Origin of the sequence: Streptomyces mexicanus (assembly GCF_902506575.1) — a bacterium.
Taxonomy (GTDB): domain Bacteria; phylum Actinomycetota; class Actinomycetes; order Streptomycetales; family Streptomycetaceae; genus Streptomyces; species Streptomyces mexicanus.
The window spans coordinates 658,269-681,669 of sequence record NZ_LR732544.1; the positions used below are offsets into that span (position 1 = coordinate 658,269).

Below are 23,401 nucleotides of genomic sequence, written 5' to 3' on the forward strand. Positions count from 1 at the left end.
CACGACGCGCCGCCGCTACGCGGCGGATTCCGCGCAAGCGCGGAATGAGCCCGGAACTCCGTTCCGGGGCCGCGCTCACGCGCGGCATGGGAATTCCCGCTCCGCGTGAATTCATGGCCCGGCTCGGGCCGCTCCGCGCCCCGTTCCGGGCAACGGCCCGCGCTCCGCGCGGACCTGACACGGCAGCAGCGAGGAGTTGGGAGGTGGTGGACGCATGGGAGGGACAGGCCAGCCGACCCAGACCTGGGGTGACAGGCGGTCAGTGACCCGAGTAGCAGGGAACCTTGGAACTGTCCCCTTGATGGGGCCGAACAGTTGGAATACTAGCACACCAGATACCCGGCACGGACCCGATCCAGCCGACCAATGCGGGACATCCTCCACTCGTGTGCGTCATCTGCCGTAGCCGGATAGAATCTGGGCTCAGCACACCCCACCTCTCCCCCGCCCGGCCCGCCTTCCATACCCGCCGAGGCGGCGGGACAGCACCCCACCGAGAAGCCCGGGAATCACCACCACAGAAAGCCTCGACAGGACACGAGGCGGAAAGCGTGGCCATGCCGCAGATGAACTTGTTTCCGCATCAGGTTGAAGCGGTCGACGGCATTATGCGTCACCTCCAGACTCCGCCCGGGGGACGCATTCCTCCCGGGGGCCTGCGCACGCAGGTGATCGCCGCGACCGGATCGGGTAAAACCCTGATCGCCGTGGAAGCCGCGCGGCGGCTTTCCGCGCGCCGGGTCCTGGTCCTGGTGCCCACGCTGGACCTGCTGACGCAGATGGCCGGCGCATGGCGTCAGGGCGGGCGGCGGGGCGCCATGGTCGGCGTGTGCTCGCTGCGTGCCGAGGACAGCGACGGTCTGCCCTGCACCACCGACCCGGACGAGCTGATCGCCTGGACGCGGGACCTGGAGACGGTGACGGTGTTCGCCACCTACGCCGCGGTGGGTCTGGGCATCCTCCAGCGCGCGCACGCGGCGGGTTTGCCGGTGTGGTCGCTCATGGTCGTGGACGAGGCCCACCGGACCAGTGGGGACGCTGGGAAGCCGTGGGCGGCCGTGCACGACCAGGCGCGGGTGCCGGCGGAGCGCAGGTTGTACATGACCGCCACGCCTCGTGTCTGGGAGGCCGAGGGCGACACGACGCGGCTGGTGGCAAGCATGGACGAGGACTCCCCCGTCTTCGGCCCCATCGCGTACAAACTCAAGCTCAGTGAGGCGGTCCGGCGGGGCCTGGTAGCGCCCTATCAGGTGGTGTGCCTGGACATCCGCGACCCGGAGCTGTTCGCGGCCCTGGAGACGGAATCCGCGGCGTCGGACGCGGTGCGCGGGGCACGCCTGGCCGCGTTGCAGACCGGACTGCTCACCGCGGCCGTGCGGGAGCGGCTGCGGCGGATCCTGGCCTTCCACAGCCGGGTCGCCGAAGCGGAGGCCATGGCGGCCGGGATCGCCACCACCGCCAAGCGGCTGGCCGACGACGACCCCGACCAGTACCCGCCGGCCGACCGGGTATGGGCGGACTGGCTGTACGGAGAACACGCCCCCGGATACCGGCGGCAGGTCTTGGATGAATTCGCGTCCGATTTCATCGGCGGGAATTCTGATATCCCGGCCGCGGTGCGGATCCTGAGTTCCGTCAAAGTGCTCGGGGAAGGCGTCGACACTGCACAGTGCGATGCGGTCGCTTTCTGTGATGCGCGCGGCTCCATGGTCGATATCGTGCAGATGGTCGGGCGTGCCCTGCGGATGAAGCCGGGGGAGGGAAAATTGGCGTCTTTGGTGGTGCCGGTATTCCTTGGCCCCGGTGAGGACGGCGAGGAAATGCTGACCTCCGAGGCCTACGGGACCCTCGCGAAGGTCCTCGGGGCGCTGCGGGCGCATGACACGGACACCATCGAGGCCCTGGCCGACCCGCGGCGGCGCAGCGGCCGGCGCGAGGGCGCCGAGGACGAGGACGGCGGCGAGGGTGAGCCCGAGGACAGGGACGAGGACCAGGAGGACGAGGACGCCGAGGCGTGGGTGAGCGAGCGCGCAGCCGGGCTGCTGCGCTTCAGCGAACCGCGCGACCCGGCCGTGTTGGCGCAGTTCGTCAGGTTGCGGGTGGTCGACCCGGAGAACGCCTACTGGCGGCGCGGGATCGAGGCCGCCACCCACTGGCTGCGCGAGACCGGCGCCGACCAGCTGCGGGTGCCGTATGACTGCGTTGTGCAGCGCGAGGCGTCGGACGAGGGGGCCGGCGCGGGGTTTCCGCTGGGGGTGTGGCTGGCTGACCAGCGGCGCTACTACAACGCCGGGACCCTCGACGCGGAGCGGGTGGCCGAGCTGGAGGCGCTGGGCATGGTCTGGTCCCACCACGATGTGGCGTTCGAGGAAGGGCTGACCGTGGCGCGGGCGTGGGCGGCCGAGCACGGGCACTTCCTGCCGCCCGCCACCGCCGTGGGAGAGGGCGGGTTCCCCATCGGGGTATGGGCCAAGAACCAGCGCGCAGCGGCCCGCAAAGCCCTGCTGAACGCCGAACGACGCGCGGCCGGGGAGAACGTGCCGGTGGCTGCTGGGGAGATGCCTGAGAGCCGTCTGGAGGCCCTGGAAGCCATCGACCCGGGATGGTGCCCGCTGGGGTGGGACGTGGCCTGGCAGCGGTGCTTCCGGCTTGCCCGTGCCCACGTCGAGGCCGGCGGCACCCTGCCCACGGCGGGCGGTGAACTGATCGTCCAAGGCGAGGACCTGGGGGCGTGGGCGACGGCGCAGCGGCACGGGTGGGACAAGCTCAAGCCCGCCCAGCAGTGGCTGCTGGAGACCACGCTCGGGCTGGAACCGGCACCCGCCGAAGAAGTGCCGGCGCGGCCCAGCCGGGACGACAAGTGGCGGCTGAACATCGCGGCGGCCCGGCAGTTCCACGCCCGTGAGGGCCATCTGCGACCGGCCCGCAAGCACGTCGAAATCATCGACGGGACACCGGTCAAGCTGGGCGGCTTCCTGGACAACACCCGCCGCCGCGCCGACAAGCTGACCCCCGAGCGGCGGGCTGACCTCGACGCCCTCGGCATGCGCTGGTAGAGCACAGCACCGAGAACCACAACAGCCGGGCACCCGGGGGACCGGATGCCCGGCTGAGCCGAAGCACGGTAGTTGTCCCATAGGCAGGCTCGTTGTCACCGAAGGGCTGCGGGCCCAGGGCTGCGAGCTCCGCCACCTTCGCGTGCCAGCGCTCAGTGTCGTCGTCGGCCTCAGCCGCCTCCGCGGCCAGTGTTCGCGCCAGCGGGGGGTGGCCACCGCGTAATGCCAGCCCGCAGGTGACAGCGAGCTCGGCGGCCGCTGCGAACGAGTCCCATTGAGATTGAGACGTGGGTTGGCTCTCGGCCCCGGCCTCCGTCGTGACCGAGAGCCCGGCATCGACGGTACCGGTCAGTTATGGCTCTGCCACCACACCCACAGCAGGGCGAATCCCGTTGTGCCGGCGGCGTATCCAACGCCGCGGAGTGCGCTGTCAAAGACGACGCGGACACGACGGGCCAGTGCTACGCGAAGCCGCCGTGAGCACTCGAGACGAGATGCGGGGCCTTCGCTCCTAGACTCCGGCATAGGAGCCTCCATCCTCTTGAGCAGGGAAACGGTTCCGAAGCGGAGTCGTTCGGCCCTGCAGGCAAGCATCCGGCCGAACGACTCTTCTTTCGTTGACCAGGCCATCTCTGCGGCCGACCTGGTTCTGTCGTGCACGTGGGCACAGCGTTGCGCTGTGGCGTACTCAGTGCCGCCTCAGCCGGGTCCATTCTGGCGCCGTGCGCGAGCAAAAGCCCACAAAAGCCCAGGTCAGGGGGCAACTGCTGCCCTTCTAGGCACCACCGAGGCCGGGCGAACGAACGCTGACCAGGGGTGATTTCCTGTCCCCCCAAGGACACGCCCGTACCTCCAGCTGTGATGATCGGGGGTACAGCTGTCGGCGCTCATGGCCCAATTGCCGCTCCAAGTGGCCGGAATATGTCGTTACCAGGACTGCCGGAGGGAGTGCGCCATGCTGACATCGTGGTCACCGTGCAGCTCAAGCGGCTGTGAGTCAGTGACACCCACTGTGCTTCGTGCGCCGCTGGTGACAACCACCGTGCCTCACCTGATCGAAACCACAGGTCAGTGGGGCCTCGATGTGACACCTACAGCGCTTCGGCTCAGGATCCAGGGGAAGGGGTGCCCGGCCGCTGCGTGTCCGCGGACGAGCAGCGGTCACAGGACGGTTCCGTGCAGGGCGCGGGGGTCTCCGGAGATCGCGTAGCGGCGGGCGGCGAGGCCGTGTTCAAGGGGCTCGCCGATCTGTTCGCACAGCAGCGCCAGGACGTCGGCGGCCTCGGTGTCGGACAGGTAGGCCGGGGCAACTTCGAGCATCAGCTCACCGATTGCGTGGGCGCTGGCGTAGAGGTCGGCGGCGGCAGCGCGCAGCGCGGCCATGGTGGGGGTGGTCGGCGGGTCAGCGGGTGGTGGAGGCTGTGCGGTGCGGGCGTCGCGGACGGCCTGGCGGACAACGGCGCGCACGGTGGCCACGTCGAGCGCCTTCGGGCCGCTGTGGGCGAGGGTGGCGAGGCGGCGGGTGATCAGCTCCGAGACATCGTCCGCGCGGCTGGCAACGGCGATCAGGGCGCGTTGGGACAGGCCGTAGTCGAGCGCGGCCGCGGCGGCCGGGCCGGTGTCTCGCGTGCGAGACCCCTCGGCGTGGGCGGTGACGGCGCCGTGGATCGCGGTGAGGGAGCGGGCGACGTCCAGGAGCCGGTACGCCTGGGCGCGGCTGATGCCGAACTCCGCGGTGCAGTACGACGCCCAGCTGCGATGCCCGAGGGGGATCCAGACGCGGGCCGCGTGCGCCTGGCGGACCCGGGCGGCGAGCACTGCCACGGACCGGCCGACGTCGTCCATCGCCTCGCGCAGGTGGGCCGTCATCTGACGGGCGCGGTCGGCGGTGAGCGACGACCGCATCGGATCGATGCCGTGCTCCTGGTCCTCATGCTGCGCGCCCACGGCTCCATCGTCCCGCGCATCGGCGGGCCACGCCCGGCGCACAGGGGCGCAAGCTCCGGCCTGGTCCGCTCCCGCGCCGCCGCCCCCCCACGCAACGAATGTAACCATCCTTGAGTGCAATGATTCGCACCGGAGGGTTTTTTCTGGCATGCTGTGTGCCATGACCAACGTGATCCCCGAGGACGAGAGGGCGGCGGCACTGCGCAGTCAGGCCGAGGCCCTGCGGGCCGTCAAAGCGGCGGCCGACGAGCGCGACCGGATCATTGCCGACGCGCAGGCCGCGGTGGAGCACGCCGCCGTTCAGGCCGCCCGTCTGGGCGCCTCCCGCAACCGGATCCGTGAGGAAGCCGGGGTGAGCCCGCGCACGTTGTACGACTGGCTGGCCAAGGCCGGCCTGCCGGTGCGTCCCAAGCGGCCGAAGGGCGCGAAGGGGGAGGCTCCGCGATGAGCAGTTTCGAGGCGATCGACGCGCTGCTGGCGTCCGCGCCCGAACCGGTCCCGCTGCCACCGGCCGGCCAGCGGCGCCGGCTACGGGAGGACGTGGGACTGTCACGCGCCCAGGTGGCCCGCGCCCTCGGTGTGAGCCCGTCGACGCTCGGCGGGTGGGAGGCCGGCCGCGACCCCAGCGGCCAGACGCGCGAGAAGTACGCCTACTTCCTGCGGCAGGCCGAGGAGAAGATCCGCGCCCGCGCGACCGTCGCCGAGGACGACGCAGCCCAGGCCGAACCCTCCGCACCCGTGCAGGAACAGGAAGCGGACGGCGACCAGGACCTGGACCAGGAACAGGACCAGGCGGAGCTTGCCGAGCCGCAGCCGTGCGTGCTGTGCGGGCTGCCCGCCCGGTACGCGGTGGCCGGCTACCCGCAGCACCTCGACCCCACCGAATGCAACGCCACCGTCACCACCGTCACCGTGCCCACCCCCACGACCACCGACCTGGCCCCGGACACCGACCCGGGCGCGGGCGCGGCGGGTGAGGAACCCCCGGCGCGGCGCCCGCGGCCCGCCCGGCCCGGCGCCGATGACCGTGGCGGGGTGCGTCTTGCTCCGGTCGGGCGGCGGGTACAGGCCGCCGACACTCCCGACCTGATCGGCCAGGCCGTCGCCGCCGCGCTCGCCGAGCACTCCGGCGACGTCGAAGCGGCCACGGCCGCGCTGGTCAAACGGGCGATCCCGGACGCCATGGCACTGCTGGACGCGACCCGCAAAGGAGGCCGGTACGACATCGTCGCGCACCCGTGGCTGCCGGACATCCTGCGCAAGAAGACCGCGCGCGGCGCGGACGAGATCTGGGAGGCCCGCCCCAAGTGGACCCGTCCCGAGCTTCCGCCCGGTGAGCATCAGGTGACCGCGCTGGACATCAACGGCGCCTACCTGTCCGCGCTCAAGACGTGGCTGCCGCTCGGGCAGCTGGAGCACACCAGCGGCAACACCCACGACCGGCGCCGCTCCGGCTTCCACCTGATCACCCCGCCCGCGTGGGAGCACCAGGCGGTGCTGCCCAACCCGATCGGGGCCCGCGACGAGCCCGGCCCGGTCTGGGTCGGTGAACCGACCCTGCGCCAGCTGCTGCGCCTCTCAGGCCCGAAATACGGTCTGTGCGACCCGCCCGTCATCCACGAATCATGGACATCCGGCGCCACCGAGACCCTGCTGGAGAAGTTCCGCATCCTGCTCAAGGACGCCCGGGACAAGGCCATCAGCCAGGGCGACGAGGTGACGCTGGAGTACGTCAAGGCGATGTACTCCAAGTTCGTCTCCACCCTCGGCGAGTCCAACTACAACCGCGAGATCTACCGCCAGGATTGGATGCACCTCATCCGCTCCCAGGCATTCGCCAACCTCTGGATGAAAGCCTTCAAGGCCTACGACGAAGGCCTCACCGTCGTCCGCGCCATGGGCACCGACGAACTCCACGTCATCGGCGACTGGCGCGCCGTCTTCCCCGAAGGCCGCGCCGTCACCGAAGTGAAAGTCAAAGACACCTACACCCTCACGGCCGGCACGTGATCACCTCAGCGGACAGGTGGGGCGGCCGGCGCGTGCAGGGCGGGCGGGGGCCAGCGCGGAGCGCACGACGGGCAGCGGCCATGGGCGGAGATCCTACGGCGCGGAGGGTGAGGCGGTAGGCTCCGGGCGGCAGGGCGGCTGCGTGGACCGCCCTGCCGACCCGCTTCCCCGGCCGCGCCCGCTCCCCACACTGGGCAACGTGCCGAGACGCCCATAGGCACGACAGTGCCCCCGCGGGCACGTTCCCCCGGCTCTTAGCCGAGATCCGGCACGTACAGGCCGGCTGCCCGACCGATCTGGATGAAGTCCATCGTCGGCTGCAACGGGGACGGCTTCCAGCCGGTTGCCTCCTGGATGAAGCCGCCCTTGTCCGCGGTCGTCCCATTCCAACCGCGGTCCATCACCGGCAGCCGCATCCAGTTCACCCGCTCCCCGGTCTCCGCGTGCACCGGGTGCGTGTAGTGGGTGAGGAAGTCCTCGGACAAGCCGTGGGCGCTGTGGGGTGCTTGTTCGAAAACGCCGCTGCCAGACGTGACAGTCCAAAAGATCGGGACTTCGCCGACCCGGTATTTCTCTGGGTAGCGCTGGTGGTAGGTGACGGCGTATCGGTCGACCCACATCCGCCACAGCTCATGCGCGCTGATCTCGTCGGGTAGGTAGTCGTCGGACATGCTGCTGCCGTCGGGTTCGGGGCAGAGGATCAGCTCCGCGTCCTGGGTGTAGGTGCCGCGGCGGGTGGTGAAGGTCCACTGGGTGCCGGGCGGGTAGGGCTGCACGGTGGTCTTGGTAGAAAGCATGGCAGCAGTGTGCACAGGCAGCGGTCGGCGCGGGGTGCGTTCCGGTGATCCTTCCTCTGCTCATGTGGGGCTGCTGGGGGTGGTCGGGTGTTGTGCCGGTCTTGAGCGTCTGTGCGCCCCGCAGGCTCCCTGCCGTCGGCGGTCCGGTGCGGCGCACGGTCGAACGCATGGGGGATACCAGGGAAGCATGCGCGGGACGCGGGGACGGCACGGACTGCCCGAACGCGGAGGACGAGGTCCTGGTCGACGGGGTCCGCTGCGAGGAGTGCCTGTACTACTGGGAGCTGGACGCGACGGCGCCGGAGCGCCGGCTGGTGACCGATGACGGTCTGACCCGTCCGATGGGGGATCCGGACGAGGCCGCACACCGCGGCGCCGCGTAGGGCCGGCCTGCGCCACCTGCCTCAGACAGCCGAAAGAGACGACTTCCCGTACATCCAGTGCAGCGGACCAGCCGGCGGATGATCCCAGTACGTCTGGAAGCACGGCACACCCGGGTGCTTTCCGTACTGGGCACGGTGGCTGCACATCCCTTCCCGGTGGTTACAGGAGACGCACAGCAGTCCGCGGACCAGGCCGGTGTTGTGGTCGTGGTCGATGGCGTACGCGGGGGCGTCACAGGTGGCGCAGGTGCCGTCCTGGAGGTCGTGGAGCCGCCACCACGCATACCAGCGGGGGATCTTCGGGCCGGGCCACTGTTCCGGGAGGGGGCCGATCCAGGGGCGGGGCATGTAGCGGGGTGATTTCCAGTTGCCGCACCGCTGGTCGGGCGGAATCTGGGTGGCGGGCACGGGCGGGGTCAATTCTTCCTCGCGCCAGGAATTGGGGCCGTGGCTGCGCCAGTGGGAACAGTAGGCGGTGTCGAGGCCACGGATGGGGCTCCACAGGTGGTAGCCGTCTGTGCCGTCCAGCGGGCGTCTGGCGTACCGCTGGTCGCGGATGCCGAGGCTGTCTGGCGTGCAGGAGCCCTTGCCGGCCTGTCGTTGGACTGCGGCCTCGACGAGCGCGGCCAAGGGGTCGGGCCGTGGCCGCGGGGTGCGCTTCGGGTTGGGCATGGAGTCATCTTCCCGGCGGACACGCTCCTGGGAACAGCAGGCCACAGCAACCATCTGGGGGCGGCCCCCGTGGAAGACGTCAGGCTGGTGCTACCTCATCGAGGATGTCGGTGCGCCACATCACGATCTGCGTCGTGCCATGCCCGTACCAGCCCGTGCCTTGGACCACCTGCAGCCGCGGGTCCTCCTGCTGCCAGTAGGCCAGGCGTTCCGGAGCCTCGGTGATGTACTCCAAGCCGTACGGCGCGGACGTGAGGACCGCTGGCCGGCCACCCTTCAGCCAGCCGACGGCGTGGTCCAGCCAGTCTTGGTCTACGTGGGTGCCGTATCGGGTGCAACGGTTGGCGTGGGGGCCGTAGGGGCGGCAGCGGCGGCTGGTCTTGCCCTGAAGCCAGAACGGGCAGCAGCCGGCCTCGCTGTACTTCAGGCCGTAGTGCTCCGCCCAGGACACCATCGCTTCCTGACCAGCCAGCCGCTGGGCGCGACGCTGCTCGTACCTTTCGGGGTCCTTGCGTTTCTCGCTGGGGTGGATCGGGCTCATTCCGTAGGGCCAGCGGACGCGTCCTTCTTCAGTGCCGAGGACTGCGGCCGCGCGGTCGTGCAGGTCGGTCATTGGTTCCTGCCTCTCTGTGGATGGAGCAGTGGGTGGCAGTGTGCCGTTGATCTGGTTTCGCGCCAAACGCGCTGGGTCACCTTCCGGTTGGTCTGCCGTCAAGCGGGTCTGGGTGTCGGTGCCCGTGGCTACCGTCGTCCTATGGCGCTGGACGACGCGATCGACAAGGCGAGACAGGAACGGGATCGCCAGGACGAACAGGCGCGGCTCAAGAAGAAGTGGGAGACGGAGGCGCAGCAGCGGGTGCGGAAGCTAGCGATCGAAGCGGTCGCCTGGCTCGCCGTGGAACGACGCAACGACCTCGACGCGCTCGGCATGCGCTGGTAGGGCAGGCTGTGATCCTCACTCAGTAGATGGCCAGCCAGAGTGCGTGACATGCTTGGCCTATGCGGATTCCTGTCGAAGTGCGCCCTGACTTCATCGAGAAGGTTGCCCGCCGCACGGATCCGCTGGGAGCTGTGGAGGAGCTCGTCTGGAACAGCCTTGATGCTGACGCGACCGAGGTGCACATCGAGTTGGAGCTCGATGATTTCAATGGCGTGCACGCAGTCGTCGTGAGTGACAACGGACACGGCATTCCGCCAGCGACTGTCGAGTCCGCCTTCAAGGGGATGGGCGGCTCGTGGAAGCGAACGGCGTCAGGCACAGAGAGCGGCCGTCAGCTGCATGGCCGCCACGGTTACGGGCGTTTCCGGGTGCTCGCTCTGGGATCCAGCGCCATGTGGACTTCCGTGTCCGATGGTCCCGGTGGCAGGAGCGAGGTCGTCATTCGCTTCCAGGACGGGGACAGCGACTTCGACGTCGATGAGCGTGTGCCAGCCTCATCATCGAAGCCTGGCACCGTCGTGCGAGTTACCGGAGAAGCCCTGCGTAAGCAGCGCCTCACTGCGGACAGGGCCCGGGAAGAGCTGACCAGTCGGCTGGCTATGTACCTGAGCAAGTACCCCACTGCGACCGTGTGGTGGCGCGGAACCGCTCTTGATCCGAGCGAGGCCATCCAGGGCGATCCGTTCGAGGAAGAACTGGACATCGACATCGACACTGGTGGCCCAGGGCCTCTCCTGCGTATCGTGGAGTGGAAGAACAAGCCCCCGCGGCGAGAGCTGCTCATCTGCGACGCCGTCGGCGTGCACCGAGTGACGCTACTGGCTCAGATTCAGGCCCCTGACTTCTACTTCACTGCCTACGTGCTGTGGGACAAGTTTGCGAACTTGACTGACCACGACCTGCTGGAAGGAGAGTTCGAACACTCGGATTCTCTGCTCGGTGCCACAGTGAAGGCCGCGCGGGCCCGGCTTCGCGCCTACTTCCGCGAACAGGAGCGGGAGCGAACGCGAAAGCTGGTACAGCAGTGGATTTTGGAAGGCATCTACCCCTACAGCGGAAAGCCGAGCGGTCCGGTCGAAGAGGCTGAACGGGAGACATTCAACGAGGTAGCCAGTCTCATCAGCCGCCAGCTCAAAGGGCCGAGGGCAGCACGCCGTACCCAGATGGTGCTGCTCCGCGAAGCATTGCGGCGCCAGCCCGCCGCGATGCCGAAGGTCCTCGATGAGCTGTTTGGACTCTCGGGCCCTCAGAAAGAACGGCTGGAGGATCTGGTCGACCGCACCCCTCTGGCGAACCTGATTGCCGCTAATGCGGAGACCGTCGACCGCATTGACGCCCTGAACACGTTGCGCGAGTTGCTGTTCGAGTTCGACACCCGGTACACCCTGCGCGAGAAGGACCAGCTGCACCGCATGCTCGAGAAGGAGCTGTGGATCTTCGGCGACGAGTACAGCCACGCCGTGTCCGAGATCGGGCTGACGAAGGCACTCAACCGGCATCTCCCCCGCCTGGAAGGCAGGGCGGTGCCCCAGCAGCAGGTCCAGTTGCACAACGGAACGAGCGGCCGACTGGATCTCCTGCTCTCCTGCGTCTCAGGCGCTGGCCGCACGAAGCAGCATCTAGTCGTTGAGCTCAAGCGGCCACGCACGGTGCTCTCCGAAAAGGAGGTCGCCCAGATCAACAGTTACGCATATGCCGTCACCACAGACGAGCGTTACCGTCACGATGACGAGACCCGTTGGGAATTCTGGCTCGTCGGCAACTCGATCGACGATGTTGTGCAATGGCAGTACCCGGACGGTTATGTCAAGAACGATGCCCGGGTGACCATCCGCATCGTCACTTGGGGAGCGATCATCGACGCCTGTGAGGAACGACTGCGCAATCAGCGGGAACGGCTGGACTATGCGTCCGACCAGACGCGCAGCATCGAATACGCGCAACGTGTTCACGCAGACGCTGACGTTGTCCCCCTTCTAGCCAGCCGGGAAGACGACAGCGCCTGACGACGAACTCCACGTCATCGGCGACTGGCGCGCCGTCTTCCCCGAAGGCCGCGCCGTCGCCGAAGTGAAAGTCAAAGACACCTACACCCTCACCATCGAGGCGTGACCAGCATTGTCTTGTCAGCTGCCCTGCTACCGAGCCAGCGTCACGGTGACGGGCACGTCCGTGCAACTGCTCAGCGTCTGTGCCAGGGCGGCCTGTTCGTCGGCGTCGACGCTCAGGCCCCAGCGGGTCTTGTCGGCCACCCAGTCGGTGACGTACTGGCATCGGTAGCCTGCCGCCGGCGGCAGCCACGTGGTCGGGTCCTGGTCGGCCTTCGACCGGTTCGACGCCGCGGACACCGCGATCAGGGCGCGGTCGTCTCCGAGGTCGTTGGCGTAGGCCTCCCGCTCCTTCGCGCTCCACTCGTAGGCGCCGGAGTCCCAGGCTTCCGCCAGCGGCACCAGGTGGTCGATGTCCAGGCCGCGGGCGCCGTCGATGTAGCGGTCGTCGTAGGGCGAGTACCAGCGGCCTCCGGTCAGCGTGCAGTTCGCGCCTTGCACGGGTGCGACGACCGCCTCGGCCTTGAGGACCTCGGCGCGGGTGTTGCAGCCGTCGTGGTCGGCGTCGATCCAGTGCTTGAACTTGCTGCGCACGTACCCGGTGCGGTCCTCGGCGCGTACCGGGAGCTGGGCGAGAGCGTCGCGTACGGGCAGGGTGATGGTCTGGCCCGGTGCGCGCAGCGGTGCGGTGGCCGCGCCGGCGGTTCGGGGGGTTGCGGTGGCGGTGTGGGCGGTGGTGGGCAGGAGCAGGGCGGCGAGAGCGGCGGCCGCGGCCGCGGTGCGGGCCAAACGCATCGGACGAGGGTCCCTTCGAAGATCCCGGACAGGTCGGGATCTTCGTAGCGGCCCCGGGCTCCGACGCGCCCGGGAACGGCGGCTGCTCTACCCGATCGAGCGGCACGCCGGATGACCAGCCCCTCTCAAGGCCCGCTTAGGATCCGCGCGTGGCACACACCTTCGAAGAACTCGTGGAGATGCAGCGCGCAGCCGACCAGGCGCACGCGCAGGTTCAGCAGCTTCGGGACCAGTACGGGCCGCCCACTCGTGTGGCGTGGAGCGAGCAGCAGACCGCAACCTACGAGACCGCCTGGCGTGCCTGGCGTGACCTCGCCCGCGACGTCCAGGCCGCCGTCACCGAGCACGCCCAGGCGGAGGGACAGTCACGCACCGAGGTGGAGGCCGGCGTGAAGAAGGCCGCCCGGCACCCCGAGCCGCCCGAGCCTCAGGACGAGTGACCCGAAGGGCGTCGCGTGGACAGCCGGTACACGGGAGCGTGCTCTGGATCCCAGGGGCGGGCCGCCGGGGGCAGCAGACGGGCCGGGATCTCGTTGCGGTGCCGGCGCATGATCTGCCGCAGGGCGCGGCCGCGGACCGGGTACGGGCGGTAGGCCATGATCCGCATCTTGGCAGACGGCTAGGACTCCTCCGGCCAGGTCGTCAACGTCTCGCCGGTCTCCTCGTCGACCAGGGTGATGCGAGCCCCGGGGAGGTTGCCGTACTCGCCGATCCAGCCGGAGAACTTGCGCCGCGCGGTCGTCTCGGCGGCCCACCGGCCCTGCACCACCGCACGGCCGTCGGCGGTCAGGGTGAGGTGGTAGCGCTCGATGGGCATGCCCTCAGGATGGCAGGGGCCCGCCTCACCCTTAGAATCGAACGCGTGACCGATCTGCCGCCTGACCTGCCACGCCTCCGCACTCTGGAGACCTGGCTCGCCCTCACCCTGGACCGGGTCCGGCAGCAGATTGCCGCGGCCGAGCGGCGGGAGCAGGAGCGGCAGCGCGGCGAGCAGGCCCGGCCCCCGGTGCCGGAGTGGGTCATCGAGCGCGGTCTCAACCGCGACTCGCCCCCGGTCGCGGTCCACGTCGGCGGCTGCCACATGGCGGGCAAGCGGTGGCGGGGCGTGCCGCGGGATGTGGCGCTGCGGGCGCTCGCGGAGGGTGTCGAGCCGTGCAGCCACTGCCAGCCCGACAGCGAGCTGGGGTTCCTCGACGGTTAGGCGCTGCGCGGCCGGCGGCCCGTGCTCTTCTTCGCGGTCTTCTTGGCCGGCTGCTTCTGCTGCGGCGGCGATTGCTACCCGAACAGCGTGACCAGTGCAACAAAGCCGACGAGGAGCACAGGCAGCAGTACAGGCAACAGTCGGACGGCCAACGGTAGCCGCGCCGGCACGGGAGTAGTGCCTTGCTGCCAACCAGAGCTGACAGCCCCTCGCGTGCCAAGGGGCGTCACGTGAGTCGCCTGGGGGCCCTTCGGGCCGTGCTCGATAGCGAAGGAGGCCCGATCGCCGTCATCCAGAGTCTTGTAGCCCCTCATTTGAATGCTCGAGTAGTGAACGAACACATCCGGACCGCCGCCATCTGGTCTGATGAAGCCATAACCCTTCTCGGAGTTGAACCAGACAACCGTGCCCTCGGCCACTTTGCTCCCCTGACGACGTCGCGCGGCGGTGCCACACGGGCTTACGTCCCGCATCGCTTCTGCGGGAGGTCTCCCCGTCGGGCCGGCTCTCCGAACGTCAATCGAGCACCGCCGTCTTCGTCTGGGGAATGGGCCTCGCTGAGCTGTGATCAAGCGGCCAGTGGCATGCGCTGCGACCAAGGGGCATGGACAAAAGCGGCCGCAACGGGGATGTCAGCGGGGCCGACCACGGAGGAACCGCGTGGTGATCTGCGCGGACGTAGGGATGCTCCTTCGGGCCGCGCAACAGCAGGCGCAGTGTCGAACCTCGTGTTCGTGGTCGACCGAGGCGTCCGGTCACGCGGCTCGGACGGCTCTGGGGTGCCGGCCAGCTTGCGGAGGTCGGAGCGCGTCGTCGGCGCCAAAGGTGCGGTCTCCCAGTATGGGTGTCGCCCCACAGCCGCACGGACAGGAGCAGCAGGCGTGTTCGCGTTCTGTCAGTTCGGCCATGCCCCGCACTCTTCTCCTGGCCTACGGAGGCGTTCAGCACAGCCAGGCGCACCCGGCGGGGTGCGCCTGGCTGTGCACCGCGCAGGTGAGAGTGGGTGCGACGCCGCTCGCTCTCGCTGACGGAGGAGGGGCGAGGTTGCGCCGTCCTGCTTCTCGGGTGGGGCGGCCCGAGAGGGGCCGCGGGGTTGTTGTGCCAGGTTCCAGGCGGGCGGGGTGGTCGGTCACGACGCCAGTCTGTCGGGCATCCGTCAGCCTGCATCGTGCGGGCACCAAACGGCAGCTGCCTGGCCAGACCGATGCCGCACGAGTTCCCCCCGGGGTAGCGATGGGCGCCGGTGGGCGGGCGCCGACGGCCTGCTGTTGCGGCCACCGGCACCCGCCTCGGTCCGTCTCCGGAAACGCGGCGGCGTTCAGAATTCTGCGCTGGCCCCGGCGGCAGCCGGTTCCTTTTCCTCGGGCTTATCGGCGATGACGGCCTCGGTGGTCAGGAACAGCGCGGCGATGGACGCGGCGTTCTGCACTGCCGAGCGGGTCACCTTGGCCGGGTCGATGATGCCGGCGGCCAGCATGTCGACGTACTCGCCGGTCGCGGCGTTCAGGCCGTGGCCGACAGGCAGGGCGCGGACCTTCTCCGCCACGACGCCGCCCTCCAGGCCGGCGTTGCAGGCGATCTGCTGCAGGGGGGCGGTCAGCGCGCGGCGGACCATCTCCACACCGGTGCGTTCCTCGTGGTCTACCTCCAGCTTCTCGAACGCCTTCTCCGACGCCTGGAGCAGGGCCACGCCGCCACCGGCAACGATGCCCTCCTCGACGGCGGCCTTCGCGTTGCGGACGGCGTCCTCGATGCGGTGCTTGCGTTCCTTGAGCTCCACCTCGGTGGCGGCGCCGGCCTTGATCACGGCCACACCACCGGCGAGCTTCGCCAGCCGCTCCTGCAGCCTCTCGCGGTCGTAGTCGGAGTCGGTGCGTTCGATCTCGGTGCGTATCTGCTTGATCCGGCCCTCGATCGCCGCTGGGTCACCGGCGCCTTCCACGATGGTGGTGTCGTCCTTGGTGACGACCACCTTGCGGGCCCGGCCCAGGACGTCCAGGGTCGCGTGTTCCAGCTTCAGTCCGACCTCGTTGGAGACGACCGTGGCGCCGGTGAGAACCGCCATGTCGCCGAGCATGGCCTTGCGGCGGTCGCCGAAGCCCGGGGCCTTGACGGCAACCGACCTGAAGGTGCCGCGGATCTTGTTGACGACCAGCGTCGCCAGCGCTTCACCCTCAACGTCCTCGGCGATCACCAGCAGCGGCCGGCTCTCCCGCATCACCTGCTCCAGCAGCGGCAGCAGATCCTTCACTGCGGTGACCTTGGAGCCGACCAGCAGGATGTACGGGTCCTCCAGGACCGCTTCCATGCGTTCGGTATCGGTGACGAAGTAGGGGGAGATGTAGCCCTTGTCGAAGCGCATGCCCTCGGTGAGCTCCAGCTCCAGACCGAAGGTGTTGGACTCCTCGACGGTGATGACGCCTTCCTTGCCGACCTTGTCCATGGCCTCGGCGATCAGCTCACCGATCATCCGGTCGCCGCCCGCGGACACCGCGGCGGTGTTGGCGATCTCCTCCTTGGTCTCCAGCTCCTTGGCCTGCTCCAGCACGGCCGCGCAGACGGCCTCGACGGCCTTCTCGATACCGCGCTTGAGAGCCATCGGGTTGGCACCGGCGGCCACGTTACGCAGGCCCTCCTTGACCAGGGCCTGGGCGAGAACGGTCGCGGTGGTCGTACCGTCACCGGCGACGTCGTCCGTCTTCTTGGCGACTTCCTTGACCAGCTCGGCGCCGATCTTCTCGTACGGGTCCTGAAGCTCGATCTCCTTGGCGATCGACACGCCGTCGTTGGTGATCGTGGGGGCACCCCACTTCTTGTCCAGGACCACGTTGCGGCCCTTGGGGCCGAGCGTCACCTTCACGGCGTCCGCGAGCTGGTTCATGCCGCGCTCCAGGGCACGGCGCGCCTCCTCCTCGTAGGCGATGATCTTCGCAGTCATCGGTACGGTCTCCTCCGCATCGAATCCTTGAAGTCGATGACGGTGGACGGGGTGACGCCCGCGACGTTCACCCGCACGACCAGAGGTTTCCCTCACGGCCGCACGAGCACGTCACCCGACCCAGCCGGTAGCACTCTAGATGTGAGAGTGCCAATTCCTCGTGTAGCACTTTGGCATGCTCCTGGGCAAGCGGCCGCTGTTCCGGGGCACGCAGGAGTGTCCGAATACCGCCGAGCGGGTTCCTCGCGCTCACTCGCTGCAGGTCGGGGATCCGCGCCTCCATCAGGTGCCGCAGCTGCGGCCCGCTCCCGGTCATCGTCAGCCGGCCTCCGGCTTGTCGTCGTCGACGATCTCGGCGTCCACCACCTCCTCCTCGGCCCCGCCGGACGTCCCACCCGCGGACGCCCCGGCCGCGCCCGCAGGCTGTTCGGCCCGCGACTGCTCGTACAGGGCGGTGCCGATCTTCTGCGCGGCCTGCGCGGTACGGTCGATCGCCTGCCGGATCGCCGCCGTGTCCGCACTCTCGTCCTTCAGCTTCTCCTTCAGGTCGGCCAGCGCCGTCTCCGTCTCGCTCTTCGCGTCGGCCGGGATCTTGTCCGCGTTGTCCTTGATCAGCTTCTCGGTCTGGTAGACGAGCTGCTCGCCCTGGTTGCGGGTCTCGGCGGCCTCGCGCCGTTTGCGGTCCTCCTCGGCGTGCTGCTCGGCCTCGCGGACCATGCGGTCGATGTCGTCCCGGGGCAGCGCCGAGCCGCCGGTGACAGTCATCTTCTGCTCCTTGCCGGTGCCGAGGTCCTTGGCGGCGACGTGCATGATGCCGTTGGCGTCGATGTCGAAGGCGACCTCGATCTGCGGCACTCCGCGCGGGGCGGGCGCGATGCCGGTCAGCTCGAACATGCCGAGCTTCTTGTTGTACGCGGCGATCTCCCGCTCGCCCTGGTAGACCTGGATCGTCACCGAGGGCTGGTTGTCCTCGGCCGTGGTGAAGATCTCCGAACGCCGGGTCGGGATCGTGGTGTTGCGCTCGATCAGCTTGGTCATGATGCCGCCCTTGGTCTCGATGCCCAGGGACAGCGGGGTGACGTCAAGGAGCAGGACGTCCTTGACCTCGCCCTTGAGCACGCCGGCCTGGAGCGAGGCGCCGACGGCCACGACCTCGTCGGGGTTGACGCCCTTGTGCGGGTCCTTGCCGGTCAGCTCCTTCACCAGCTCGGTCACGGCCGGCATCCGGGTGGAACCGCCGACCAGCACAACGTGGTCGATGTCCGAGACCTTGATCCCGGCATCCTTGATCGCGTTGTGGAACGGCGCCTTGCACCGCTCCAGCAGATCGGACGTCAGCTGCTCGAACTGGGCCCGCGTGAGCTTATCGTCCAGATGCAGGGGGCCCTCGGCGGACGCGGTGATGTAGGGCAGGTTAATCGTGGTCTCCGACGAGGAGGACAGCTCGATCTTCGCCTTCTCCGCCGCCTCGCGAAGCCGCTGGAGCGCCATCTTGTCCTTGGACAGGTCGACGCCGTAGTGGTTCTTGAACTGCTTGACCAAGTGGTCAACGATCCGCTGGTCCCAGTCGTCACCGCCGAGGTGGGTGTCGCCGTTGGTGGCCTTGACCTCGATGACGCCCTCGCCCATCTCCAGCAGCGACACGTCGAAGGTGCCGCCGCCCAGGTCGAAGACGAGGACCGTCTGGTCGTTCTCCTTGTCCAGCCCATAGGCCAGCGCCGCGGCCGTCGGCTCGTTGATGATCCGCAGCACGTTCAGGCCCGCGATCTCGCCCGCCTCCTTGGTCGCCTGCCGCTGGGCGTCGTCGAAGTACGCGGGCACGGTGATCACCGCGTCGGTGACGTCCTCGCCCAGGTACGCCTCCGCGTCCCGCTTCAGCTTCTGCAGCACGCGCGCGGAGATCTCCTGGGGCGTGTACCGCTTGCCGTCGATGCTGCCGTGCTCCGGGAACCGCCAGCTGTGATCGCCCATGTGCCGCTTCACGGAGCGCGCGGTGCGCTCCACGTTCGTCACGGCCTGCCGCTTGGCCACCTCGCCGACCAGCACCTCGCCGTTCTTGGCGAACGCCACCACCGACGGGGTGGTCCGCCCGCCTTCCGTATTCGTGATGACCGTGGGCTCACCGCCCTCGAGGACCGAGACGACCGAGTTCGTCGTGCCCAGGTCGATGCCGACCGAGCGCGCCATCTGGTTCTCCCTCCTCACCCATGCTCTGCTTCACGTTTCCGGACAGGGCGTCATCGCAATGTCCGCTCCCACCGGACGGGAGCGGCCCGCAGCGGAGGCTCGGGACGGGCCACCCCAGCACCACGAGGTAACGCGGCGCTGGCCGGGTCGTCCGTGCGGCGACAGGGCCGGGGTCGTATACCCGCTCGGCCGTCCTCCGGTAGGTCTGGTCGTAGGCCGGGCGCAGGGCCGGATCGCGGAGCGTTTCGTGTACGCCGCTCGCACCTCGCCGAACCGCTCTGCGGTGGCCGCGTCCACCCGAGTGGGGGCGCAGCTCCCGCACCTGGGCGCGGAAAGCAGAGGTGATCAACTCGGCTGTCGCTGAGGGCTCCGTCCCAGCACCGCATACAGGTCCGCGCCCTGGTTTCAGCGGTTTCAGCGCCCGCATTGCCTCACCTCCTCGCCTGCTGCGAGCTGCGACTTCACCCTTAGCTTGCCTCAGTTCATGAGATAAAACTTGAGTCTAGTCTTGTCAAGGTTTGCTGGCGGCAGTATAGGGGTTGTCGGAGGCATTTCCGGGCTCTCGGGGTCTGGAGGCAGAGGGCCGATCTGCTCGTCGCCGAGCGGCCCCACGGCGCTTCAGCCGCCAGCCTCTGCTGGGTGACTCGCTCGGGCCGGAGACGATCACCGCCCACTACGACGCGGGCCTGCTCACCGTGAATATCCCGGTGGCGGAGGAGGCCAAGCCCCGCCGCATCGAGATCTACCGAAAAGGCGCGCAGTGACAGCGGATCGAGAGCTGGCCCGCCCCACACCGAAAGCAAGCGGAAGAAGCGGCTCGTCAGGAGGGAATACAGGTAGACAACAGCAGACCGCAGCATCGACGACATGGCTGCGGGCCGTCGCAACGCTTGAGCGCTGCACGTGCGGTGGCCCGCAGCGTGCGCTGAGCGGCAGGAGTGAGGACCATGGCTCTGTTCCTCGCCTCCCACTGGGAGAACGGCTGGGCCGTGACGGAGATCAAAGGGGCCCTGGACACCACCACGGCCCGCGAGCTGTGTGACTACGTGGCCGCCGTCACCGCCAAGCACCGGCACTTGCTGAACCTGATCGTGGACCTGTCCGAGCTGACCTGGGCCGACAGAGCTGGCCTGGCTGCCCTGATGTCCGTCCGGGCCATGCTGGAAGAGGACCAGGGGGAGCTGCGCCTGGTCTGCCCCGAAGGGCGCGTGGAGCGGCTCCTGCGCGACAGCGGACTCGCCCAAGCCCTGCCCGTCTACCCCTCCCTCGAGGCCGCCCTCACAGCGCCCCGCACCACAGTCGCCAACCGGATGGGTGGTGCCGTGCCGTGATCACCGAACTTGCCGTCGAACGTGTCGAATTCACCTGCGGCTCGTGCTGGCACCGCTGGAGCGTCGACTACGACGTGCAGCGCTACCAGGACGCCCTCGACGCCGAGTGGGAGGTGTTCTACCGCGACAACATGGTGGTCCCTTCCCCGTACACCCCGCAGGGCGCGCCGCCCTGCGAACACTGCGGCCGGCGCTGGGTCGGGCGCCTCGTGGCCCGCCGCCCCGTACCCCTGCCCGACGCCGAAGGGCCGCGCAGTCGCGTACCGGCCGAAGGCGGTCACCGCCCCGAGCGGCACACCGCACCTATGCTGCACGCCGCCGGCCACCCCCAACCTCACGCGCGCACCGGGCAGCCGTCCACGGAAACGTCCTGACCGGCCAGTCGGTTCCGCACTACATCTCGCTCTGCCCCCGTACGGCTCGCGCCCGGACGGGGGCAGAGCTCACTGCCTGGGCTGGGGTCAGCGTTCCGAGGTGATCTCGATGCGGTGTGGTTTGGTGGTTTCCGCCTTCGGCACCTTGACGGTCAGCACACCGCTGTCGAGGGTGGCCTCGACGTTCTCGGGGTTGATGTCGCCGGGCAGCGCGGCGCGGTACTCAAACCGGCCGGTCCTGCGGGTGCTGCGGCGCAGCATGCGCGTTCCTTGAACTCACCGGTGATGGTCAGTTCGCGCTCGGTCATCTCGATGTCGAGGTCCTCGCGCTTGACGCCGGGCACCTCGACTTCGACAAGGTAGGCGTCATCGGTCTCGCCAGCGGCGACCAGGCCATGCCCTCCGCCATGGGGCCCATGGCACCGCCGATGGTGGACTCCAGGAGAGTCCCCATCCTGCCGAAGAGGTCGCTGAACTCGGCGAGAGGCTCCGTGTCCCAGCCCGGGAACCGCCGTTCAGCCAGGGGCCCTCCGCGTCGCACAGGCAGCGTCATCGTTCCATCTCCGCACACAGGTACCTTCCGTCACGTTCAGGCTATTCCCGATGTTGCTTCGCGGCATGGCCGGCCCCGACCGCATGAAGAAGCGCGGGGTCGCGGTCGTGAAGCATGTGAGCTGCGGCATTGCCAGCGGGCGCGGCCAGTGCTCACGATGAGGCGGACGACAAGCGGCAAGGAAAGCAGTTCCCCATGGGTGATCATGTGCATGTGCGACTCAGCCAGGGGCTGAGCGTGTCCGAAGAGGGTGAACTGATCGAGTACTCGCGCTGCCGGTGCGGTGCCACCTTCACCAAGGTGTTTGAGGCCGACGGTGGAGAGCCGGAGTAGCCGGGCTGGTCGTCCTGACTCGCGCATGCGTAGACGGATGCAGTCCGCGGCCCCCGCGCTCTGGCGTCGGGGCCGCGTCAGGTTCCCCAGGCGTACGAGGTCCTGATAACGCCCGGGCGGTCAGGGCCTTCGATGCTGCCGGGCGCCGTCGCTTGCCCTGCCGGCTGATGGACTCGTGGGGCTGCCGGACCGGGTCCCAATCCCAGCGCGAAAGCACGGGCGAGCGTGCTCATCGCGCGGTCAGCCGGCGGACCGGGGAGAGCGGCGGGCGAGGACCGCCCACTCCTCGTCCGGCGGTCTGCCAGCGCGCGGCGAGAGCAGTGAAGATCGGTTCCAGTTCGGGACGGGAGACCGTTTCGCTTGCGCCGCGCCGGACGCCGATGACGGGCGTGAGCCGCATGGTCGTGGTCACGTCATGCTCAACGCGTTGTGCGGCATCCGGGTCACCCACGGACGCGGTCGACTTCACCAACGGCGGTGCGGGCCCGGTCGGCACCTGAACCGGCGTGCACCGCGGCCGCATGGAAATACACCGGTGTCAGCGGCACTGCCTGGGCGGTGTCGCCTTTGTGACGGCAGTCAATGTCAGTGGTATGCGAGGTGCAGGACGATGGCCTGGGTGTCTGCTCTCCTGTCGGCTGCCGACCACGGCGGTGACCGGGCAGCGCAGATCGCCGCGTGCCTGCGCCGTTGGAAGGTCCCCGCTACGGATGGGGCCGACGGTGATCGGGGCCGCATCCTGCTGGAGTCACGGCCAGCTTGGTACATCCAGGGCGAGGCAGCCGACCTCGGTTCGGTGACGGTGGGGTCGGGTGAACCGGTCGTGCTGCTGCACGGTCTGAGATGCCACCGGCAGACCTGGGACCCGGTCATCCCGCTGCTGACCGAGCGCAGGGAGATCATCGCGGTGGATCTGCCGGGCTTCGGGCAGTCCCCGGACCTCGATCCCGGCGTTCCCCGCGCCCTGGAGACGGCCATGCTGTGGTTGGGCTCGATCTTCACGGCCCTGGGCGTCGAGCGGCCACACGTGGTGGGCCACTCGCTGGGTGGGCTGATCGCTCTGCGTCTGGGGCAGGCCCATCTCGCCCACAGCGTGACCGCGCTGGCCCCGGCCGGGTTCTGGACACCTGCAGAGCGCCGCTACACCTACGCCGTGCTGCACGCCACCCACTACGGTGTGCGCCTGCTGCCCGGGTCGGCACTGGAGGCTCTGGTGGGCACCGCCCCTGCCCGTGCCGTGCTGACCGGCACCCTGTACGGCCGCTCGCAGGCACGTCCGCCGCAGGCTGTGGCTGCGGCCCTGCGAACCTTGCAGCACACACCGGCCGTCAAGGCCACGCTGCGAGCCGGGCGCGCACCCGGCCTGTTCACGGGCGGCATCCCCGACGTACCGGTCACCATCGCCTGGGGCACCCGCGACCGCATCCTGCCACCGCGGCAGGCGGCCCGGGCCCGCGCCTTGATCCCTCAGGCACGGCTGGTACCGCTGCCCGGCTGCGGACATGTGCCCATGCTGGACGCGCCCGAACTGATCGCCCACACCATCCTCCAAGCCACTCAGCCCGGCAGCCACAGCCGTCGTCCCGGCAGGCGTGACGCTGACTCACCTGGTCGCGCGAGGCAGTCGGGGCGACGCCGACATCCAGATGCACGCCGGGCAGTTTCCGGCCGGCACGGTGGCGGACCGCGAGGTGAAAGGGCGGTCGGCTGATGCGGCGAAGGTGCCGACCGCCCTTGCGATTGCCCATCCTCGGCCTTGGGGAGAGGATCGGCGCTCGGGTGCCACTGCGGATGAGCACAGGGGTGCCGACGCACCGGGCTCGGCCGCTTCGGTGA

At 69.2% G+C, this 23,401-nt stretch carries 20 protein-coding genes and 2 pseudogenes; 12 read left to right on the forward strand and 10 right to left on the reverse strand.

Annotated elements, in window-relative coordinates; translation table 11 throughout:
* Positions 1 to 557: 557 nt before the first annotated feature.
* Positions 558 to 3,056, forward strand: a complete 2,499-nt coding sequence (locus GV126_RS03070; RefSeq protein ID WP_159673263.1) for a DEAD/DEAH box helicase — start codon at positions 558 to 560, stop codon at positions 3,054 to 3,056.
* Between the two features lie 1,161 nt (positions 3,057 to 4,217).
* Here the strand turns inward: GV126_RS03070 and GV126_RS03075 are convergent.
* On the reverse strand, positions 4,218 to 5,003 hold the full coding sequence (locus tag GV126_RS03075; RefSeq protein WP_236569852.1) for a hypothetical protein: 786 nt from the start codon (positions 5,001 to 5,003) through the stop codon (positions 4,218 to 4,220).
* 160 nt (positions 5,004 to 5,163) lie between these two features.
* Here GV126_RS03075 and GV126_RS03080 point away from each other — a divergent pair, with 160 nt between their 5' ends.
* Together GV126_RS03080 and GV126_RS03085 are read left to right on the forward strand one after the other, a co-directional pair.
* Positions 5,164 to 5,451, forward strand: coding sequence for a hypothetical protein (locus tag GV126_RS03080; protein WP_159662456.1), 288 nt, complete (start codon positions 5,164 to 5,166; stop codon positions 5,449 to 5,451).
* Positions 5,448 to 7,013, forward strand: coding sequence for a helix-turn-helix domain-containing protein (locus tag GV126_RS03085; RefSeq protein ID WP_159662457.1), 1,566 nt, complete (start codon positions 5,448 to 5,450; stop codon positions 7,011 to 7,013). The genes GV126_RS03080 and GV126_RS03085 overlap by 4 nt, the downstream gene beginning before the upstream one ends.
* Before the next feature lie 254 nt (positions 7,014 to 7,267).
* Here the strand turns inward: GV126_RS03085 and GV126_RS36185 are convergent, their stop codons facing one another.
* Positions 7,268 to 7,810 (reverse strand): hypothetical protein, encoded by a 543-nt coding sequence (locus GV126_RS36185; RefSeq protein ID WP_202036272.1) that lies wholly within the window; start codon positions 7,808 to 7,810, stop codon positions 7,268 to 7,270.
* A 167-nt stretch (positions 7,811 to 7,977) separates the two neighbouring features.
* On the opposite strand from GV126_RS36185, the gene GV126_RS03095 reads away from it, so the two are divergent.
* The gene (locus tag GV126_RS03095; protein WP_159662458.1) at positions 7,978 to 8,193 is read left to right on the forward strand and encodes a hypothetical protein; all 216 of its coding nucleotides are present in this window, start codon (positions 7,978 to 7,980) and stop codon (positions 8,191 to 8,193) included.
* A 21-nt stretch (positions 8,194 to 8,214) separates the two neighbouring features.
* Here GV126_RS03095 and GV126_RS03100 read toward each other — a convergent pair whose 3' ends face one another.
* Both GV126_RS03100 and GV126_RS03105 read right to left on the reverse strand, forming a co-directional pair.
* On the reverse strand, positions 8,215 to 8,865 hold the full coding sequence (locus tag GV126_RS03100) for an endonuclease VII domain-containing protein (protein ID WP_236569853.1): 651 nt from the start codon (positions 8,863 to 8,865) through the stop codon (positions 8,215 to 8,217).
* Positions 8,866 to 8,944: 79 nt separating this feature from the next.
* The gene (locus tag GV126_RS03105) at positions 8,945 to 9,478 is read right to left on the reverse strand and encodes a hypothetical protein (RefSeq protein ID WP_159662460.1); all 534 of its coding nucleotides are present in this window, start codon (positions 9,476 to 9,478) and stop codon (positions 8,945 to 8,947) included.
* 141 nt (positions 9,479 to 9,619) lie between these two features.
* On the opposite strand from GV126_RS03105, the gene GV126_RS03110 reads away from it, so the two are divergent.
* Both GV126_RS03110 and GV126_RS03115 read left to right on the forward strand, forming a co-directional pair.
* Positions 9,620 to 9,805: a hypothetical protein gene (locus GV126_RS03110; protein WP_159662461.1), complete on the forward strand. Its 186-nt coding sequence runs from the start codon at positions 9,620 to 9,622 to the stop codon at positions 9,803 to 9,805.
* Positions 9,806 to 9,864: 59 nt separating this feature from the next.
* Positions 9,865 to 11,811: an ATP-binding protein gene (locus GV126_RS03115; protein ID WP_159662462.1), complete on the forward strand. Its 1,947-nt coding sequence runs from the start codon at positions 9,865 to 9,867 to the stop codon at positions 11,809 to 11,811.
* A gap of 132 nt (positions 11,812 to 11,943) precedes the next feature.
* Here the strand turns inward: GV126_RS03115 and GV126_RS03120 are convergent, their stop codons facing one another.
* The gene (locus tag GV126_RS03120; RefSeq protein ID WP_159662463.1) at positions 11,944 to 12,648 is read right to left on the reverse strand and encodes an HNH endonuclease family protein; all 705 of its coding nucleotides are present in this window, start codon (positions 12,646 to 12,648) and stop codon (positions 11,944 to 11,946) included.
* Positions 12,649 to 12,797: 149 nt separating this feature from the next.
* Here GV126_RS03120 and GV126_RS03125 point away from each other — a divergent pair, with 149 nt between their 5' ends.
* Complete coding sequence (locus GV126_RS03125) at positions 12,798 to 13,088, forward strand: hypothetical protein (RefSeq protein WP_159662465.1); 291 nt, start codon at positions 12,798 to 12,800, stop codon at positions 13,086 to 13,088.
* A 179-nt stretch (positions 13,089 to 13,267) separates the two neighbouring features.
* On the opposite strand, the gene GV126_RS03130 is transcribed toward GV126_RS03125, so the two are convergent.
* Complete coding sequence (locus tag GV126_RS03130; RefSeq protein WP_159662467.1) at positions 13,268 to 13,465, reverse strand: hypothetical protein; 198 nt, start codon at positions 13,463 to 13,465, stop codon at positions 13,268 to 13,270.
* 45 nt (positions 13,466 to 13,510) lie between these two features.
* Here GV126_RS03130 and GV126_RS03135 point away from each other — a divergent pair, with 45 nt between their 5' ends.
* Positions 13,511 to 13,849, forward strand: coding sequence for a DUF6233 domain-containing protein (locus GV126_RS03135; protein WP_159662469.1), 339 nt, complete (start codon positions 13,511 to 13,513; stop codon positions 13,847 to 13,849).
* Positions 13,850 to 14,070: 221 nt separating this feature from the next.
* On the opposite strand, the pseudogene GV126_RS36190 reads toward GV126_RS03135, so the two are convergent.
* From GV126_RS36190 to dnaK, 3 genes and pseudogenes are all read right to left on the reverse strand, one after another.
* A pseudogene (locus GV126_RS36190) lies at positions 14,071 to 14,268 on the reverse strand (cold-shock protein); the annotation flags it as partial.
* Between the two features lie 899 nt (positions 14,269 to 15,167).
* Entirely contained in the window at positions 15,168 to 16,787 is a 1,620-nt protein-coding gene (groL, locus tag GV126_RS03145; protein ID WP_159662473.1) for a chaperonin GroEL, read from the reverse strand.
* 318 nt (positions 16,788 to 17,105) lie between these two features.
* The gene (dnaK, locus tag GV126_RS03150) at positions 17,106 to 18,974 is read right to left on the reverse strand and encodes a molecular chaperone DnaK (RefSeq protein ID WP_159662475.1); all 1,869 of its coding nucleotides are present in this window, start codon (positions 18,972 to 18,974) and stop codon (positions 17,106 to 17,108) included.
* Between the two features lie 617 nt (positions 18,975 to 19,591).
* Here dnaK and GV126_RS03155 point away from each other — a divergent pair.
* The 3 genes and pseudogenes from GV126_RS03155 to GV126_RS03165 all read left to right on the forward strand — a co-directional run.
* A pseudogene (locus GV126_RS03155) lies at positions 19,592 to 19,738 on the forward strand (Hsp20/alpha crystallin family protein); the annotation flags it as partial.
* 183 nt (positions 19,739 to 19,921) lie between these two features.
* Positions 19,922 to 20,305, forward strand: coding sequence for an STAS domain-containing protein (locus tag GV126_RS03160; protein ID WP_159662479.1), 384 nt, complete (start codon positions 19,922 to 19,924; stop codon positions 20,303 to 20,305).
* On the forward strand, positions 20,302 to 20,679 hold the full coding sequence (locus GV126_RS03165; protein WP_159662481.1) for a hypothetical protein: 378 nt from the start codon (positions 20,302 to 20,304) through the stop codon (positions 20,677 to 20,679). Before GV126_RS03160 ends, GV126_RS03165 begins: the two co-directional genes overlap by 4 nt.
* An 87-nt stretch (positions 20,680 to 20,766) precedes the next feature.
* Here the strand turns inward: GV126_RS03165 and GV126_RS37260 are convergent, their stop codons facing one another.
* Positions 20,767 to 20,940 (reverse strand): Hsp20/alpha crystallin family protein, encoded by a 174-nt coding sequence (locus GV126_RS37260; RefSeq protein ID WP_328707322.1) that lies wholly within the window; start codon positions 20,938 to 20,940, stop codon positions 20,767 to 20,769.
* A gap of 1,244 nt (positions 20,941 to 22,184) precedes the next feature.
* Here GV126_RS37260 and GV126_RS03175 point away from each other — a divergent pair.
* Positions 22,185 to 23,276 carry an alpha/beta fold hydrolase gene (locus GV126_RS03175; RefSeq protein WP_159662483.1) on the forward strand — a complete coding sequence of 364 codons (1,092 nt, stop codon included), beginning with the start codon at positions 22,185 to 22,187 and terminating at the stop codon, positions 23,274 to 23,276.
* Positions 23,277 to 23,401 lie beyond the last annotated feature (125 nt).